Raw genomic sequence first — 15133 nt, forward strand, 5'->3', positions numbered from 1 at the left:
TTGTATTAATGAGGGGCTGAAAAAAGATGGATCAAACTATGAATCCAAAACTTAAAAAATATAAACGTCTTTTCTTCACCGCAATGTTTTCTTGCGTCCTTTTCTTCGTTTTTTCTTTTTTTGTTATTATTATAGTTGCAAAAATTATGGGACCTCCTCCTGTTGCGGTCCCGCAAACAAGCGTCTTTTACGCAAATGATGACACTGTTATAGGACAAAGTAATGAAATGCAAAAACGTTACAATGTATCTCTTAATGAAATTTCACCTTATGTAAAAGAGGCGACACTATCTATTGAAGATCAACGATTCTACAAACATCATGGCTTTGATATGAAACGTATTGCTGGTGCCATTGTTGCCGATTTAAAAGCGATGGCAAAAGTCCAAGGTGCTAGTACGATTACACAACAGTATGCTCGTAACCTTTACTTAGATCATGATAAAACGTGGAAACGTAAACTATTAGAAGCAATGTACACAATTCGCCTTGAGGTGAATTATAATAAAAATCATATTTTAGAAGGATATTTAAACACAATTTATTACGGACATGGCGCTTATGGCATCGAAGCTGCGTCCCGTCTATATTTCGATAAAACAGCAAAAGAGTTAACATTAGCAGAAGCTAGTATGCTCGCAGGTATCCCGAAAGGGCCAAGTGTCTATTCGCCCTTTTTGAAAGAGGATCGTGCGAAAGGACGACAAGCTCTCATATTAGATGAAATGGTAGAACAAGGATATATTACGAAGCAACAAGCAGCCTTAGCGAAGAAAGAGCCACTAACTTTTGCCTCATTAGATACGAAAAAAGTAGCAGAGGTCGCACCATATTTCCAAAATGCTGTACAAGCTTCGCTTCTTCGTGATGTTGGATTAGACGAACAAGCTTTACAACGAGGTGGCTTACGAATTTATACAACGCTAGACCCTAAACTACAAGCTGTAGCAGAACAAGCTGTAAAAGATCACATACCTGACACAACAAACATACAAACTGCTCTCGTCTCTATGAATCCAAAGACAGGTGAAGTGGCTGCTCTTGTTGGTGGAACTGATTATACTACAAGTCAATTTAACAGGGCTACACAAGCCATTCGTCAACCTGGTTCTACATTTAAGCCATTTCTATATTATGCGGCATTAGAACGAGGATTCACGCCTGCTACGCGCTTAAAAAGCGAATATACTGTATTCACCTTAGGTGACGGCGTTTCAAAGTATAAACCGAAGAACTATAAAGATTATTATGCAGATGATTTCGTAACGATGGCACAAGCTCTCGCAGTCTCTGATAACATTTATGCTGTGAAAACGAATTTGTTTTTAGGCGATGACGCGCTTGCAAAAACAGCGAAACAATTTGGAATTAAAAGTGCATTAAAAGATGTTCCTTCTCTAGCTCTTGGTACATCACCAGTAAAACCAATTGAAATGGTTAACGCTTATAGCATGTTCGCAAACGGTGGAAAAGAAGTAAAACCTACTTTCATTCGCCGCATTATGGATCATGAAGGAAATATATTATACGATGCTCATTTAGAGAGTAAACAAGTTCTCGACAAGAGCAAAGCGTTTGTAATGGAAGAAATGATGACTGGTATGTTTAATAAGAAACTAAGCAGCTATGCTGCTGTAACTGGTCAATCGATGTTATCCAAACTATCAAGAACATATGCCGGCAAATCTGGTTCTACTGAAACGGATAGTTGGATGATTGGATTTACTCCGCAAATCGTAACTGGTGTGTGGGTCGGATATGATCAACCTAAATCTATTTCAAACGTAGCAGAACAAGGATATGCGAAGAAAATATGGACTGATACGATGGAGAAAGGGTTAGATGGACAACCAAAAAAAGAATTTAAACAACCAAGTGACGTCGTAGCGGTTAATATCAATCCAGAGAACGGTAAAATTGCTACAAAAAATTGTCCTATTTCTGTGAAAATGTATTTCGCTAAAGGTACCGAACCGACTGAATATTGTATGGATCACGTCGATGATAAAGAAGAATTTGAAAAAACGACTGAAGAAAAGAAAAAAACAAGTTGGTGGAAAAAATATCTTCCTTGGTAAAAAAATAGCTGACGGGCATCCGTCAGCTATTTTTTATTCACTTAATAATGCACGGCGCAATTCTTCACTAGATTCGTTCCAAATCGCTTCATTATGTTCTTTCAAGAACGTACCAAGTACTTTTTTAGATGATTCATCCATATGTTCAACCATAATGTGACGCTTCAATGATTTATCCATTTTATTTACGTGCTCTGGAAGTGATTTATATCCGCGGCGAATTTCACGGTCTACTGTCATTTCACAAGCTGTTACACCTGCGTAATACGCACCTGTCGCAGTTCTTTCAATCGTTACCCAAACAAGCCAAAATGGTTTTCCGTTTGGAACTTCATCTTTATTTGTTAAAAACTTAATACCTTTTTCTACTGTACTACGCGCGTGCATCGCACCAATATCAACGAATGCAGTTTTCTCTAGTACATCAACAAATACAGGTGAAATGTTTTCTAAGCTTAATGCCCCAACACCAAATCCACCATGTCCATCTGTTGAATCATTTTTCACGATATTAAAACCGATTTTTTTCTTTTTCTCTGTCATATGTAAAATCCTCCTCACTTAAAAATTATAAAAGGCCAAAAATAGGCGCAATGATGCTATCTAAAAATACAAATACATGCGGAATAACTACCTGGAAAATAGGTTGAATTGTGTAATTACTAAGCGGTGTAATAACGAGAATTAATAACGCAATTGCCCCGTATTTTTCATACTGTGTCATTTTCGCGCGAATATTTGCTGGCGCTAAATCTTCCACTACACGATACCCATCAAGTGGCGGGATCGGTAATAAGTTAAATACAAGTAAAACGATATTCAGCATAATAAAAATCTGGAAAAATTGAGCTAACGTATCTGCTACTGCAGATGGAATTGAGTATAATACACCAAATTTTAATAAGCTATACCAAATAATTAAACCAATTGCGCTTAAAATTAAATTACTAATCGGCCCCGCAATTGAAACTAATACACCTGCAAGACGCGGTCTTTTAAAGTTATATGGGTTAACAGGAACCGGTCTTGCCCAACCGAATCCAAGAATTAATACTGCAATCAAACCTATAGGATCTAAGTGTGCCATCGGTGATAAAGTCAAACGACCTTGTCTCTTTGCTGTATCGTCTCCAAATTTATATGCTACATATGCATGTGCAAATTCATGAACTGATAATGCGATAATAATGGCCATTGCTACCAAAGGAATTTGGTGCAACGGGTATCTAAATAACTGATCCATGCTTCATCTCCTCTTCCATATGTCAAAAAAAGAAATTATTTGTTTTTTCGATTGTTCTTCCCTATAATCCGCTATAATAAGAGTGTAACTTACATAAAAGGAGCGATTGTACATGCCATACGTAACAGTGAAAATGCTAGAAGGACGCACAGAAGAACAAAAGAAAGCTCTTGCTGAGAAAGTAACAGCAGCAGTAAGCGAAACAACTGGTGCTCCTGAAGAAAACATCGTTGTTTTCATCGAAGAAATGTCTAAAAACCATTATGCAGTTGGCGGAAAACGCTTAAGCGACAAATAATTTCAAGTTTTTTCATAAGAAGCAGCCATTAGCTGCTTCTTATTTCTTTCCTTCTAACAACTCAATAATTCTCTCTTTATATTTTCCTTTTCTTCCATCTTCATAGATTAAATCATGCGGATAGAATAGCTTTTGATCCGTTCTTTTCTTACCTGTAATCGCCTCAACAATATCCGACTCACGTGAAAGCTCTCTAAGCTCTCCGTTTGGCATAAGAAGTAGGATTGGTAGACGCTCTTCTTCTTCTCCTGCACGATAAAAGTCATACGGTAAGTCTGATGTTGAATCGACTACTAAATAATACTCCGGATCAAGTCCAATCTTTTTAAATAAACTACTTAATTCCATCCAATTATCTAAACCGTGTTTATCTGTAAACTCTACATATTTAAATAGATTTCGATTCATAAAACGGCGGCATAAATCGCTTAAAATTGGATCTTCTTCTTCCTGCCATACTTGGAAGTAGTAATACATAACGTTCTCGTCTAACTTTAAATAATCCTCTACTGTTACTTCTTCTTCAAATAAAGAATAGAAATGAACAGGATGATTTTTAAATGTATAATACTTCTCGTGCAGTGATTTCGCACGGTGTAAAATCTTCGTTAAAATAACTTCTGCACTTCGCGTTACCGGGTGGAAATATACTTGCCAATACATTTGATAACGACTCATAATGTAATGCTCAACAGCATGCATACCACTATTTTTAATGACTACTTGATTCCCATACGGACGCATTACACGCAGTATACGTTCCATATCGAAGTTTCCATACTTTACGCCTGTAAAATAAGCATCTCTTAATAAATAATCCATACGATCCGCATCAATTTGACTCGAAATCATACTAATCGCTAATTTATTAGTAGACGTTTTTGCAATTACATCTGCTACCTTTTGTGGAAACTCCTTATCAACACGACTTAATACATCATTAATCTCCGTATCGCCTACGATAATCTTTTGCGTAAATTTCTCATGATCTAATGAAAATACTTTTTCAAACGAGTGAGAAAATGGGCCGTGGCCGACATCATGAAGTAATGCCGCACATAAACATAACAATCTATCTTCAGCATTCCAATTTGGTCTGCCATCAAACACATCATCAATCATACGACGAATAATTTCGTATACACCTAACGAATGAGTAAAGCGACTATGCTCTGCACCGTGAAATGTAAAAAATGTCGTTCCAAGCTGCTTAATACGGCGCAAGCGTTGAAATTCTTTCGTTCCGATTAAATCCCAAATAACACGATCACGCACGTGCACATATTTATGTACTGGGTCTTTAAACACTTTTGTTTCGCTGAGTTTGTCGTTTAAATATACCACTTTCCGACATCCCCCTTTCTTTACTACATTCTTACTTTATATTATAACCGAAATGAGAAACAGAAAGAAATAAAAGACTGTATTAATTCCCTTTATAAAAAGAAAAAATCACCTTTACCGAAGTAAAAGTGATTTCCTTTATACATTATTTACCTAAAACGAATTCAGCAACTTCGTCTAAGATCATATCTTTCCCTAGTGGGAAGTAACCTTTGTTTAAGTCTTCATTTTTAATTGTAAATACGTGGTTATTTTTAACAGCGTTCATGTTTTTCCAAATTGATTCTTCTTGGAATTTTTTTAAGCGCTGAGAACCGTCACCAGTTGTAAATACGAATAAGTAATCTGGGTTGTAATCGATTAAAGCTTCTTTTTGTACTTGTACTAACGGTTTATCAGTTGGTGTACCTTTAACTGCTGGTAGTTTTAAATCATTAAAGATTACGCTACCGTAACCGTAGTCACCGTATACGCGGAAAGCATTTGGATATGCAGCCATTTTCATAAATGTTGCTTCACCAGTTTTAGCGACGATTTTGTCATGTAATTTGCTTGCTTTTTCATCATACTTTTTGAACCATTCTTTTGTTTCTTTTTCTTTACCGAAGATTTGACCTACTTCTTCGAATTTTGGACGCCATTGATCTAATGGAGTGTTTAACATAACTGTTGGTGCAATTTTAGATAATTGATCATAAATCTTTTCTTGACGATTATTTACAAGAATTAAATCTGGTTTTGCAGCAGCTACTGCTTCGATGTTAATTTTATCGCCCCAAGCAGAACCAACTGGTTTAACATCTTTTAGTTTCTTTTCAATATGTGCATCAATTTTTTCTTGAGATGTATTAGCAGTAATAACCGGTTTCATACCGAAAATTAGTAATTCTTCTGTTGAACCACTAAGGTCAGCAATTTTCTTTGGGTTTGCAGGAATTTTAATTTCCCCTTTTGCATGTTTTACAGTGCGCTCTTCAGTCTTTGCATCTGCTTTCTTTTCTTCTTCTTTGTTAGAACAAGCTGCAAATAGTACAGAAGTCACAACTAGTACCATTGCTAATAGTGCCATTTTAAAATTCTTCATGTTCCCACTCCTTCTAGCTGTATTTATCTTATAAGTTACAATGAACTATAAGAAACAAAGATAACAATTAATTAATATATATTTATTAACTGTTGTTAATAACCCATTCTAACGGGCGTTCAACTTCCCATTCATATATAAGAAGCTCAACGTCCATTAGAAGCCCCCTCTTTACGAGGGGGTTCTACTTATGCTTTTTTACGCAATTGATTACTAATCATCGCTAAATCATATGTTAAACAAATTGGCTTACAGTTTACTGGACATGGAACGATTTGAGCTTCAATCTCAAATACGTTACGAAGTGTTTCACTTATCATAACTTCATCTGGTGTTCCTTGTTTCATTAACTTACCTGCTTTTAATGCAATCATATGATCAGAGAAACGAGAAGCGTGGTTTAAGTCATGGATAACCATAACAATCGTTCTACCTTCTTCTTCATTTAACTTTTTCAATAAGTTTAATACTTCTAATTGATGAGCCATATCTAAGTACGTTGTTGGTTCATCCAATACAAGTAATTCTGTTCCTTGTGCAAGAGCCATTGCGATCCAAACACGTTGACGTTGGCCACCTGATAGCGCTTCTGCTGGACGATTCGCAAATTCTTTCATTCCTGTCACTTCAAGTGCCCAGTTAATGTAGCGATAATCCTCTTCTTTCAACGTGCCAAACCCTTTTTGATGAGGGAATCTTCCATATGACACAAGCTCAAATACAGTAAGACCCGTTGGCACTTCTGCAGTTTGTGGTAAAATCGCCATTTTCTTTGCAATTTCTTTCGTTGGCTGTTTCTCAATTGCTTTTCCGTCAAGATAAACAGTACCTTGCTTTGCCTTCAAAATACGAGACGCCGTTTTTAATAATGTGGACTTCCCACAACCATTTGGTCCAATAATTGTTGTAATTTTCCCTTCCGGAATTTCAACTGTTAACCCGTCAATAATTAAACCTTCATTATAGCCAACAGATACCGCATCCACCGCTAAAGTTGCCATACGAAAAGCCTCCCTTTATTTTGTCCTCATAAGTAAATAAATGAAATATGGTGCACCAATTACAGAAATAACAAGACCGACTGGTATTTCTGAAGTTGTTAATACACTTCTTGAAATTACGTCTGCAAATAAAAGTAAAAACGTTCCTATTAGCGCAGCTGTGGGCAACATAATTTGATGTTTACCACCAACAAGGCGCCTTGCTAAATGCGGGGCCATTAAACCGATAAAGCCAATTCCGCCTGCAACAGCAACAGATGCACCTGCTAAACAAACTGCAATAAATAATAATTTACGTCTTTCTTTTTCTACGTTTACACCAAGGCCAACTGCTGTAGAATCGCCTAGGTTCATTACATTTAATATGTGTGCTTTACTTATAGCAAGCGGTAAGAAAATAACCATCCATGGAAGTACACTTAATACGAATTTCCAATCTGTACCCCATAGACTTCCCGCCAGCCAAATCGTAGCAAAACGAAAATCGTTAGATGTCATCTTCATAGAGAAAATTAAACTAACAGCTCCAAATCCAGCTGCAACGGCAATACCGACAAGTATTAATCGAGTCGATGAAACGCCGTCTTTCCATGCTAGTAAATAAATAATTACCGCTGCTAATATCGCTCCAACTAGTGCGAAGAATGGAAGAATGAATACAGATAAAAATGTACCAGTCCCTACTTTCCCGAAGAAGAAGTAGACGAATATAACAACTGTTAATCCCGCTCCAGCATTAATACCTATAATACCTGGATCAGCAAGCGGATTTCGTGATAAACCTTGCAAAATCGCACCTGACATAGCTAAAGCAGATCCAACTAGTATAGCAATTACCATACGCGGCATACGGAATTCAAATAAAATAACAGACTGATCTTCAGCCCCTAGTCCAACCAATGACTTTAATACGTCCATTGGCGGGATTTTAAAAGTTCCTGTATTTAAACTAATAAGAAATATAGAAACGATTAGTCCTACTAAAATCGTTAATATAGAAATGTTCTTTTTTGTTAAGACACTCGTCCTCACATCTTTCCTCTCCCTTCATTACGTGCTAAGTAGAGGAAGAATGGAACCCCAATTAGCGCTGTAATTGCTCCAATTGGCGTTTCAAATGGCGGGTTAATAACGCGAGATAACATATCTGCACATTCAATTAACAGCCCACCTAAGACCGCAGAACATGGAATAACCCATCTATAGTCCGAGCCTACAAGAAAACGAGTCATATGCGGAATTACAAGACCAACAAATCCAACTGATCCTGCCATGGAAACTGCGGAACCCGTTAAAATAAGAACAAGTACTGTTCCGATAAATTTAATCAATGTCGTATTTTGACCAAGTCCAATTGCAATTTCTTCACCGAAGCTCAAAATTGTAATATATCTCGACATCATAATTGCGATAAAAAGACAAACAAGGCCAATTGGCACTAACATATTAATACTTTGCCATTTCACTCCAGCAACTCCGCCTGCATTCCACATGCTTACCTCTTGGGCAAGATTGAAATACAATGCGATTCCAGATGAAATTGCCCCTAATAAAGCACTAATAGCTGCACCTGCTAAAGCTAATTTCACAGGTGTTAATCCACCTGGTGAAGAAGACCCAATTCCATATACAATGCTTGCACCAAACGCAGCTCCAATAAAAGATGCGATAACAAACATTAAATAAGGTGAATTAGGAAAAAATGCATACATAATTGCAATTCCAAATACAGCCCCATCTGTAATCCCCATTAACGATGGTGAAGCAAGTGGATTTCGCGTCATACCTTGCATAATTGCTCCTGATACCGCTAAAAAGGCACCTGCAACTACGCCCCCTATTGCTCTAGGCATGCGAAGCTCTTGAATTACATTATGATGTGTAATAGATCCATCAAACTGAAATACAGCTTGCCATACAGTCTTTAAACTAATATCTGCAGCCCCAAAAGAAATAGAAACTGCCATGCTTAAAGCTAACAAAACTGTACCCGCTACTAAAATAATAGAAGCGATAAGCGGTCTGCTCTTAATCTCTTTAACATTCTCTTCTTGCTGTTCTATACTGCTTGCGCTCGCTTCCATCCCTCAACCATCCTAACTAACAACATATATTTATTGAAATGAAATTTATTCTCAAATAGTAATAAAAAAATTAGGTGAATTGTTATTTTCCTGATAATGATTATCAGAATCAGACACTTCTATTCTACCTATCGCTTTAAAAGACTGTCAACCATTATTTTGAAATATAAATTGGAATTTCAATACAAAAGTTATATCTATCCTTTAGAAAACGTTCGTCCACACAAGAGTACTTTCGCAGAATAAATCATTCCTCTTATGGGCATAAAAAAGAAGAGTAATCTTTTCACTCTTCTTTTTCTTACTTATTTAACTTTGCTTCAATTTTTGCGATTAACTCATCTTCTGTTGGAGCCGCAACTGGACGGTTATTTACAAATGCGAATGATTTTTTACGACCAGGACCACAGTAAGACTGACATCCAACTTCAATCGTTGCACATGAATCTACTTTTTTTAACTTCGGAACTAACGTTTTAACGTTCGTTGCCTGACAGTCATCGCACACGCGAAACTCGTTTCCCATTATATAACACTTCCTCTATTTTAAACTTTTCTCAAGTACATTTAAAAATAAACACTAAATGGTATTTTACCGCTCTTTGAAGCTCGTTGCAAGTTTCCCTACAAAGCCTATTCTCTACATAATGCTACATATTTATATGCTCTTCTACAGAAGCGCTCACCATTCATGGGAAAATTTTTACCTTTCATCGAAATCTACCATATTTTTAAAAGCTTTGTATAAAAGTTTATTTTTTTGCCCATTATAAAAATAGGAAGTTCATAAAAAGAAAGGGAGTTGAATCTATGAAAGTAAGACAAGATGCTTGGACAGATGAGGATGATTTATTACTTGCTGAAACGGTACTTCGTCATGTTAGAGAAGGAAGTACGCAATTAAATGCATTTGAGGAAGTAGGGGATCAGTTAAATCGTACATCTGCTGCTTGTGGTTTCCGCTGGAATGCTGTTGTTCGCTATAGCTACGAACAAGCTCTTCAACTAGCAAAAAAACATCGTAAAGATAAAATGCGTGCTGCAAGCGGTGAACAAGCAAAAAAACGTTTACTTTATACACCACCAGCTTCAGATTCGATAACTGATTATGAAGAATTAGTACAAGAAGAATCAATCGTACAATATAAAGAAGCTATTCCATATCAAGAATCTACTGCTCCTGCTGCAAGAAGCTCTATGACAATGCAAGATGTTATTTATTTTTTACAAACAGTCGGATCTTCAAATATAAAAGTGACAGCTCTTGAAAACGAGAATACGAGATTGAAACAAGAAATTAAAGCACAAATCCTTCGGAATGAGGACCTAGAAAAGAAACTAGAAAAATTGGAAAAGCAATCTCATACTGTACAAGAAGATTACGAAACACTTATGAACATTATGAACCGAGCTCGTAAATTGGCAGTCATGGATGACGAAGAACGTTCTCAAATATCTTTCCGAATGGACCGAAACGGTAATTTAGAAAAAATTGCAGAATAAAAAGGATGCATGTAATGCATCCTTTTTATTATTTCACCTATAAGCTCCCCCTTTATATGTGAGAAAACTCCATTCTTCATTTTTTGCTATAATAGAGATTGTCATTTTAAAGATAAGGGGTTAGTTATATGAGCAATTCCCGTTCCATTTTATCTCAGCCAGAGTGGCGCATTGTAGATCAATCTAGTTTGGGACCAACATTCCATGCACTTCAGTCATTCGCAATGGATGACACATTATGCACAAGCATTGGAAATGGCAAGTCAGCCGCAACAATGCGTTCTTGGGTTCATCACAATACAATTGTCCTTGGCATTCAAGATTCACGCCTTCCGCATTTAGAAGAAGGTATTTCTTTTTTAAAACAAAACAACTTCAATGTTATTGTCCGTAATTCTGGCGGGCTTGCGGTCGTGCTTGATGAAGGTGTTTTAAACGTATCACTTTTATTCCAAGAAACAGAAAAAGGTATCGATATCGATCTTGGATACGATACAATGTGGCATTTGATTAAGGAGATGTTAAAGGATTACGACGTTACTATCGAGGCAAAAGAAATTGTCGGCTCTTACTGTCCTGGTAGTTATGACTTAAGTATTCGCGATCAAAAATTCGCTGGTATTTCACAACGTCGTATTCGCGGCGGTGTCGCTGTCCAAATCTATCTCTGCGCTACCGGAAGTGGCTCTGAGCGTGCCGCACTCGTTCGTGATTTTTACAGCCTAGCAATTCAAGGGGAAGAAACACGCTTTACGTACCCTGAAATTGTACCAAGTACGATGGCCTCACTCTCAGAATTACTTGGCGAAACCATTACAGTACAAGATTTAATGATGCATCTTTTAAAAACATTGCAGCAATTCGCTCCAAAGTTAACACCATCTCAATTAACAATAGATGAGATTCCTTTATATGAGACGAATTTACAACGTATTATTGATCGTAATAATAAAGCACTTGGTTTAGAAAAATAAAGACCGTCGCTATAATAGCGACGGTCTTTATTTCAATTCATTATAGAATTAAAGTGCTTGAGCTGCTGTAATTAAAGCTAACTTGTACACTTCTTCTTCGTTACATCCACGAGATAGGTCATTTACAGGCATGTTTAAGCCTTGTAAGATTGGCCCTACTGCTTCGAAGTTACCTAAACGTTGAGCGATTTTGTAGCCGATATTACCAGCTTCTAAGCTTGGGAATACGAATACGTTAGCATCACCTTTAATTGTAGAACCTGGAGCTTTTTTCTCAGCTACAGATGGTACGAATGCAGCATCGAATTGGAATTCTCCATCTAAAGTTAACTCAGGAGCCATTTCTTTTGCAATGCGAGTTGCTTCTACAACTTTTTCTGTTTCTGGAGATTTCGCAGAACCTTTTGTAGAGAAGCTTAACATAGCAACGCGTGGATCAATGCCGAATAACTCAGCAGTTTTCGCACTTTCGATACCGATTTCAGCTAAATCTTGACTGTTTGGTGCAATGTTAATTGCGCAATCAGCGAATACATATTTCTCTTCTTCACGTACCATGATGAATACGCCAGAAGTTTTTGTAACGCCTGGTTTTGTTTTAATAATTTGAAGTGCTGGACGAACTGTATCAGCTGTAGAGTGAGCTGCACCACTTACTAGACCGTGTGCTTTGCCCATGTATACAAGCATTGTACCGAAGTAGTTTTCGTCTTTAAGGATTTTGCGAGCGTCTTCTTCAGTTGCTTTACCTTTACGGCGTTCAACGAAAGATGCTACCATTGCATCCATTTCTTCGTATGTAGCTGGGTCGTAAATATCAACGCCTGCTAATGTTAAATTCATGCTAGCAGCTTTTGCGCTAATTTCTTCTCTATTACCAACTAAGATTGGTTTTACTAACTCTTCTTTTGCTAAACGCTCTGCAGCGCCTAAAATTCTTTCATCAGTTCCTTCAGGAAGTACGATAGAAATGCCTTTTCCTTGAACTTTTTCTTTTACTGTTGTAAATAAGTTGCTCACGAATAAACCCTCCTACATATGTTAAAAAAACTCTATCTTTAAGAATACTGCTTTTCTTCTATATTTTAAACTTATAGCTCCCAAAAAATAGATAAAATAAAAATGATTATATTTTCATAAAATTCAGCCGTTAAATTCACCTTGCTTAAACACTTAAATGTGACAATTTTATGCGCCAAGGTTTTATATAGATGATTTTAAAACTATATATGCTATAGTTAACGTGTAAAACTATCATTAACTGAGGTGAATAGAATGAGTGAAGTAACAACAACGTTAGATGGCTGGTATTGTTTACATGATTTACGTTCTATTGATTGGGCTGCATGGAAAACATTATCTAGCGACGAACGCGGACAAGCAGTGTCTGAATTTTTAAATGTCGTTGAAAAATGGAACGAAGTAGCTACTGCGAAAAAAGGTAGTCACGCAATGTATACAGTTGTTGGCCAAAAAGCTGATATTATGCTTATGATTTTACGTCCAACAATGGAAGAGTTAAATGAAATTGAGACAGAATTGAATAAAACAACTTTAGCTGAATATATGGTTCCTGCATATTCTTACGTATCTGTTGTTGAATTAAGCAACTATCTTCCAGCTGATGAGGATCCATACCAAAACCCGCAAATTTTAGCTCGCTTATATCCTGAATTGCCGAAAGCAAATCATATTTGCTTCTATCCAATGGATAAGCGTCGCCAAGGTGATGACAACTGGTACATGCTTCCTATGGAAGAGCGTAAAAAAATGATGTACAGTCATAGTAAAATTGGACGTCAATACGCAGGTAAAGTACGCCAAGTGATTTCAGGATCTGTTGGATTCGACGATTTCGAATGGGGCGTAACATTATTCGCTGACGATGTTCTTCAATTTAAAAAACTTATATATGAAATGCGCTTCGATGAAGTAAGTGCTCGTTATGGTGAATTTGGAACATTCTTCGTTGGAAACATTTTACCAGACGAAAAAGTAGAGAAATTTTTACACATATAAATGGTGAAAAGGAACGAAATTCGTTCCTTTTTTTATTCTTCTCTATATTTATCCTCAAAAATCCCCTTTTTTCTGCACTTTTGAAGAAAAACCGACATTTTTTCAAATTTATTGTAAAATTGTAACCTTTTTATATGTAAAGATATGCTAAAATGATACGAGCTATATGCTAAATAACGATGCGAAGGTGATAATCTATATGAAAAAAATTTTGTCTATTTTACTATTGTTTGTATTGTCAATTTCTTCCTTAGGAGTAACAACATCCCATGCGGAAGAAAAAATACATATTGAGGCAGCCGCTGCACTTTTATTTGATGCAGATACAGGAAAAATACTTCACGAGCAAAATCCAGATGAATTGCTAGCTATTGCTAGTATGTCGAAATTAATTGTTGTTTACGCTGTTTTAGAAGCAATTAAAGAAGGAAAAATCACATGGGATACGAAAGTAAATATTTCTGATTACGCTTATGAAGTCTCTCGTAATAATGAATTCTCTAATGTACCGTTCGAAAAAGGACGTCAATATACTGTAAAAGAATTATATCATTCTATTGTTATATTCTCTGCAAATGGATCTAGTATCGCTTTAGCAGAACTTCTTGCAGGAAGTGAGAAAAACTTCTTAAATCTTGCAAATGAACATGCTAAAAAGCTAGGATTAAAGAAATATAAATTTGTAAACGCTACGGGCTTAAATAACGCTGACTTAAAAGGAAAACATCCTGAGGGTACTGATCCAAATGCAGAAAACTCTATGTCAGCTCGTGATATGGGTATGCTTTCAAAAGCAATGATTACAAAGTATCCAGAAATGCTAGAGGATACAAAACAAAGATTTAGAAACTTCCCAGACAATCACCCAAAACCAATTCGTATGGAAAACTGGAATTGGATGTTACCAGGAGCTGCTTTCGCTTATGAAGGTACTGATGGTTTAAAAACTGGAAGTTCTGATACAGCTGGATACGGATTTACTATTACTGCTAAACGTGGTGATGTACGTCTTATCTCGGTTATTATTAAAACAAAATCAATGGATGAACGTTTCACAGAATCTCGTGAATTAATTGAATATGGATTTAATAACTTTGAAAAACAAAAACTAAAAGTTAATAAGAACAATACAATCTCTGTAGTAAAAGGGAAAGAAGACCAAGTAACTGTTGCACCCGAAAAAGAAATAACAGTAATTGCGAAAAAAGGTAGCAAAGAACCTTATAAAATTGGGACTGAATTAGATAAATCTCTTGCTGAAGATGGACATTTAGTTGCTCCTATTAAGAAAGATGCCAAAGTAGGCTCAATTACTTTAGAATCAACTGATAAATATGGTTTCTTAGACGGTAGTAAAAGTATGAAAGTTACTGCAAAAACGACAGAGGAAGTTGAAAAAGCAAATTGGTTTGTGTTAACAATGCGCTCTATTGTTGATTTCTTCTCAAACTTATGGTCTAAAGTTTTTTAATAAAAAAGCTGGCTCACGCTAGCTTTTTTTATTT

15 protein-coding genes are annotated in these 15133 nt (G+C 36.4%); 6 read left to right on the forward strand and 9 right to left on the reverse strand.

Annotated features, from left to right (window positions below; translation table 11 throughout):
• The first annotated feature begins 26 nt into the window (after positions 1–26).
• A complete protein-coding gene (locus MR169_RS00875) occupies positions 27–2078 on the forward strand; it encodes a transglycosylase domain-containing protein (RefSeq protein ID WP_242318751.1) in 2052 nt (683 codons plus the stop codon).
• A gap of 33 nt (positions 2079–2111) precedes the next feature.
• Here the strand turns inward: MR169_RS00875 and MR169_RS00880 are convergent, their stop codons facing one another.
• Together MR169_RS00880 and MR169_RS00885 are read right to left on the reverse strand one after the other, a co-directional pair.
• Positions 2112–2621 (reverse strand): YwhD family protein, encoded by a 510-nt coding sequence (locus tag MR169_RS00880; protein ID WP_016118957.1) that lies wholly within the window; start codon positions 2619–2621, stop codon positions 2112–2114.
• A gap of 25 nt (positions 2622–2646) precedes the next feature.
• Positions 2647–3321 (reverse strand): site-2 protease family protein, encoded by a 675-nt coding sequence (locus tag MR169_RS00885; RefSeq protein ID WP_000372456.1) that lies wholly within the window; start codon positions 3319–3321, stop codon positions 2647–2649.
• Between the two features lie 112 nt (positions 3322–3433).
• On the opposite strand from MR169_RS00885, the gene MR169_RS00890 reads away from it, so the two are divergent.
• Complete coding sequence (locus tag MR169_RS00890) at positions 3434–3619, forward strand: 2-hydroxymuconate tautomerase (protein ID WP_001147171.1); 186 nt, start codon at positions 3434–3436, stop codon at positions 3617–3619.
• A 39-nt stretch (positions 3620–3658) separates the two neighbouring features.
• On the opposite strand, the gene MR169_RS00895 is transcribed toward MR169_RS00890, so the two are convergent.
• The 6 genes from MR169_RS00895 to MR169_RS00920 all read right to left on the reverse strand — a co-directional run bounded on the left by MR169_RS00895 (position 3659) and on the right by MR169_RS00920 (position 9658).
• On the reverse strand, positions 3659–4963 hold the full coding sequence (locus tag MR169_RS00895) for an HD domain-containing protein (RefSeq protein ID WP_000262730.1): 1305 nt from the start codon (positions 4961–4963) through the stop codon (positions 3659–3661).
• Positions 4964–5108: 145 nt separating this feature from the next.
• Positions 5109–6047, reverse strand: a complete 939-nt coding sequence (locus MR169_RS00900; protein WP_242318752.1) for an ABC transporter substrate-binding protein — start codon at positions 6045–6047, stop codon at positions 5109–5111.
• Between the two features lie 188 nt (positions 6048–6235).
• Positions 6236–7048: an ABC transporter ATP-binding protein gene (locus MR169_RS00905; RefSeq protein ID WP_242318753.1), complete on the reverse strand. Its 813-nt coding sequence runs from the start codon at positions 7046–7048 to the stop codon at positions 6236–6238.
• 15 nt (positions 7049–7063) lie between these two features.
• A complete protein-coding gene (locus MR169_RS00910; protein ID WP_001260757.1) occupies positions 7064–8080 on the reverse strand; it encodes a FecCD family ABC transporter permease in 1017 nt (338 codons plus the stop codon).
• The gene (locus tag MR169_RS00915; RefSeq protein ID WP_242318754.1) at positions 8077–9132 is read right to left on the reverse strand and encodes a FecCD family ABC transporter permease; all 1056 of its coding nucleotides are present in this window, start codon (positions 9130–9132) and stop codon (positions 8077–8079) included. Before MR169_RS00915 ends, MR169_RS00910 begins: the two co-directional genes overlap by 4 nt.
• A gap of 301 nt (positions 9133–9433) precedes the next feature.
• Positions 9434–9658, reverse strand: coding sequence for a YuzB family protein (locus MR169_RS00920; protein ID WP_000526078.1), 225 nt, complete (start codon positions 9656–9658; stop codon positions 9434–9436).
• Positions 9659–9942: 284 nt separating this feature from the next.
• On the opposite strand from MR169_RS00920, the gene MR169_RS00925 reads away from it, so the two are divergent.
• Both MR169_RS00925 and lipL read left to right on the forward strand, forming a co-directional pair.
• On the forward strand, positions 9943–10635 hold the full coding sequence (locus tag MR169_RS00925; RefSeq protein WP_242318755.1) for an RsfA family transcriptional regulator: 693 nt from the start codon (positions 9943–9945) through the stop codon (positions 10633–10635).
• Between the two features lie 128 nt (positions 10636–10763).
• The gene (lipL, locus tag MR169_RS00930; RefSeq protein ID WP_242318756.1) at positions 10764–11609 is read left to right on the forward strand and encodes an octanoyl-[GcvH]:protein N-octanoyltransferase; all 846 of its coding nucleotides are present in this window, start codon (positions 10764–10766) and stop codon (positions 11607–11609) included.
• Positions 11610–11657: 48 nt separating this feature from the next.
• Here lipL and pta read toward each other — a convergent pair whose 3' ends face one another.
• Positions 11658–12629, reverse strand: a complete 972-nt coding sequence (gene pta, locus MR169_RS00935; RefSeq protein WP_000067225.1) for a phosphate acetyltransferase — start codon at positions 12627–12629, stop codon at positions 11658–11660.
• 255 nt (positions 12630–12884) lie between these two features.
• Between pta and hemQ the strand changes: the two genes are divergently transcribed.
• On the forward strand, positions 12885–13628 hold the full coding sequence (gene hemQ, locus MR169_RS00940) for a hydrogen peroxide-dependent heme synthase (RefSeq protein ID WP_242318757.1): 744 nt from the start codon (positions 12885–12887) through the stop codon (positions 13626–13628).
• Between the two features lie 199 nt (positions 13629–13827).
• On the forward strand, positions 13828–15099 hold the full coding sequence (locus MR169_RS00945) for a serine hydrolase (protein WP_242318758.1): 1272 nt from the start codon (positions 13828–13830) through the stop codon (positions 15097–15099).
• The last annotated feature ends 34 nt before the right edge of the window (positions 15100–15133 follow it).

Source organism: Bacillus cereus group sp. BfR-BA-01349 (assembly GCF_022663795.1).
GTDB classification, from domain to species: Bacteria; Bacillota; Bacilli; order Bacillales; family Bacillaceae_G; genus Bacillus_A; species Bacillus_A cereus.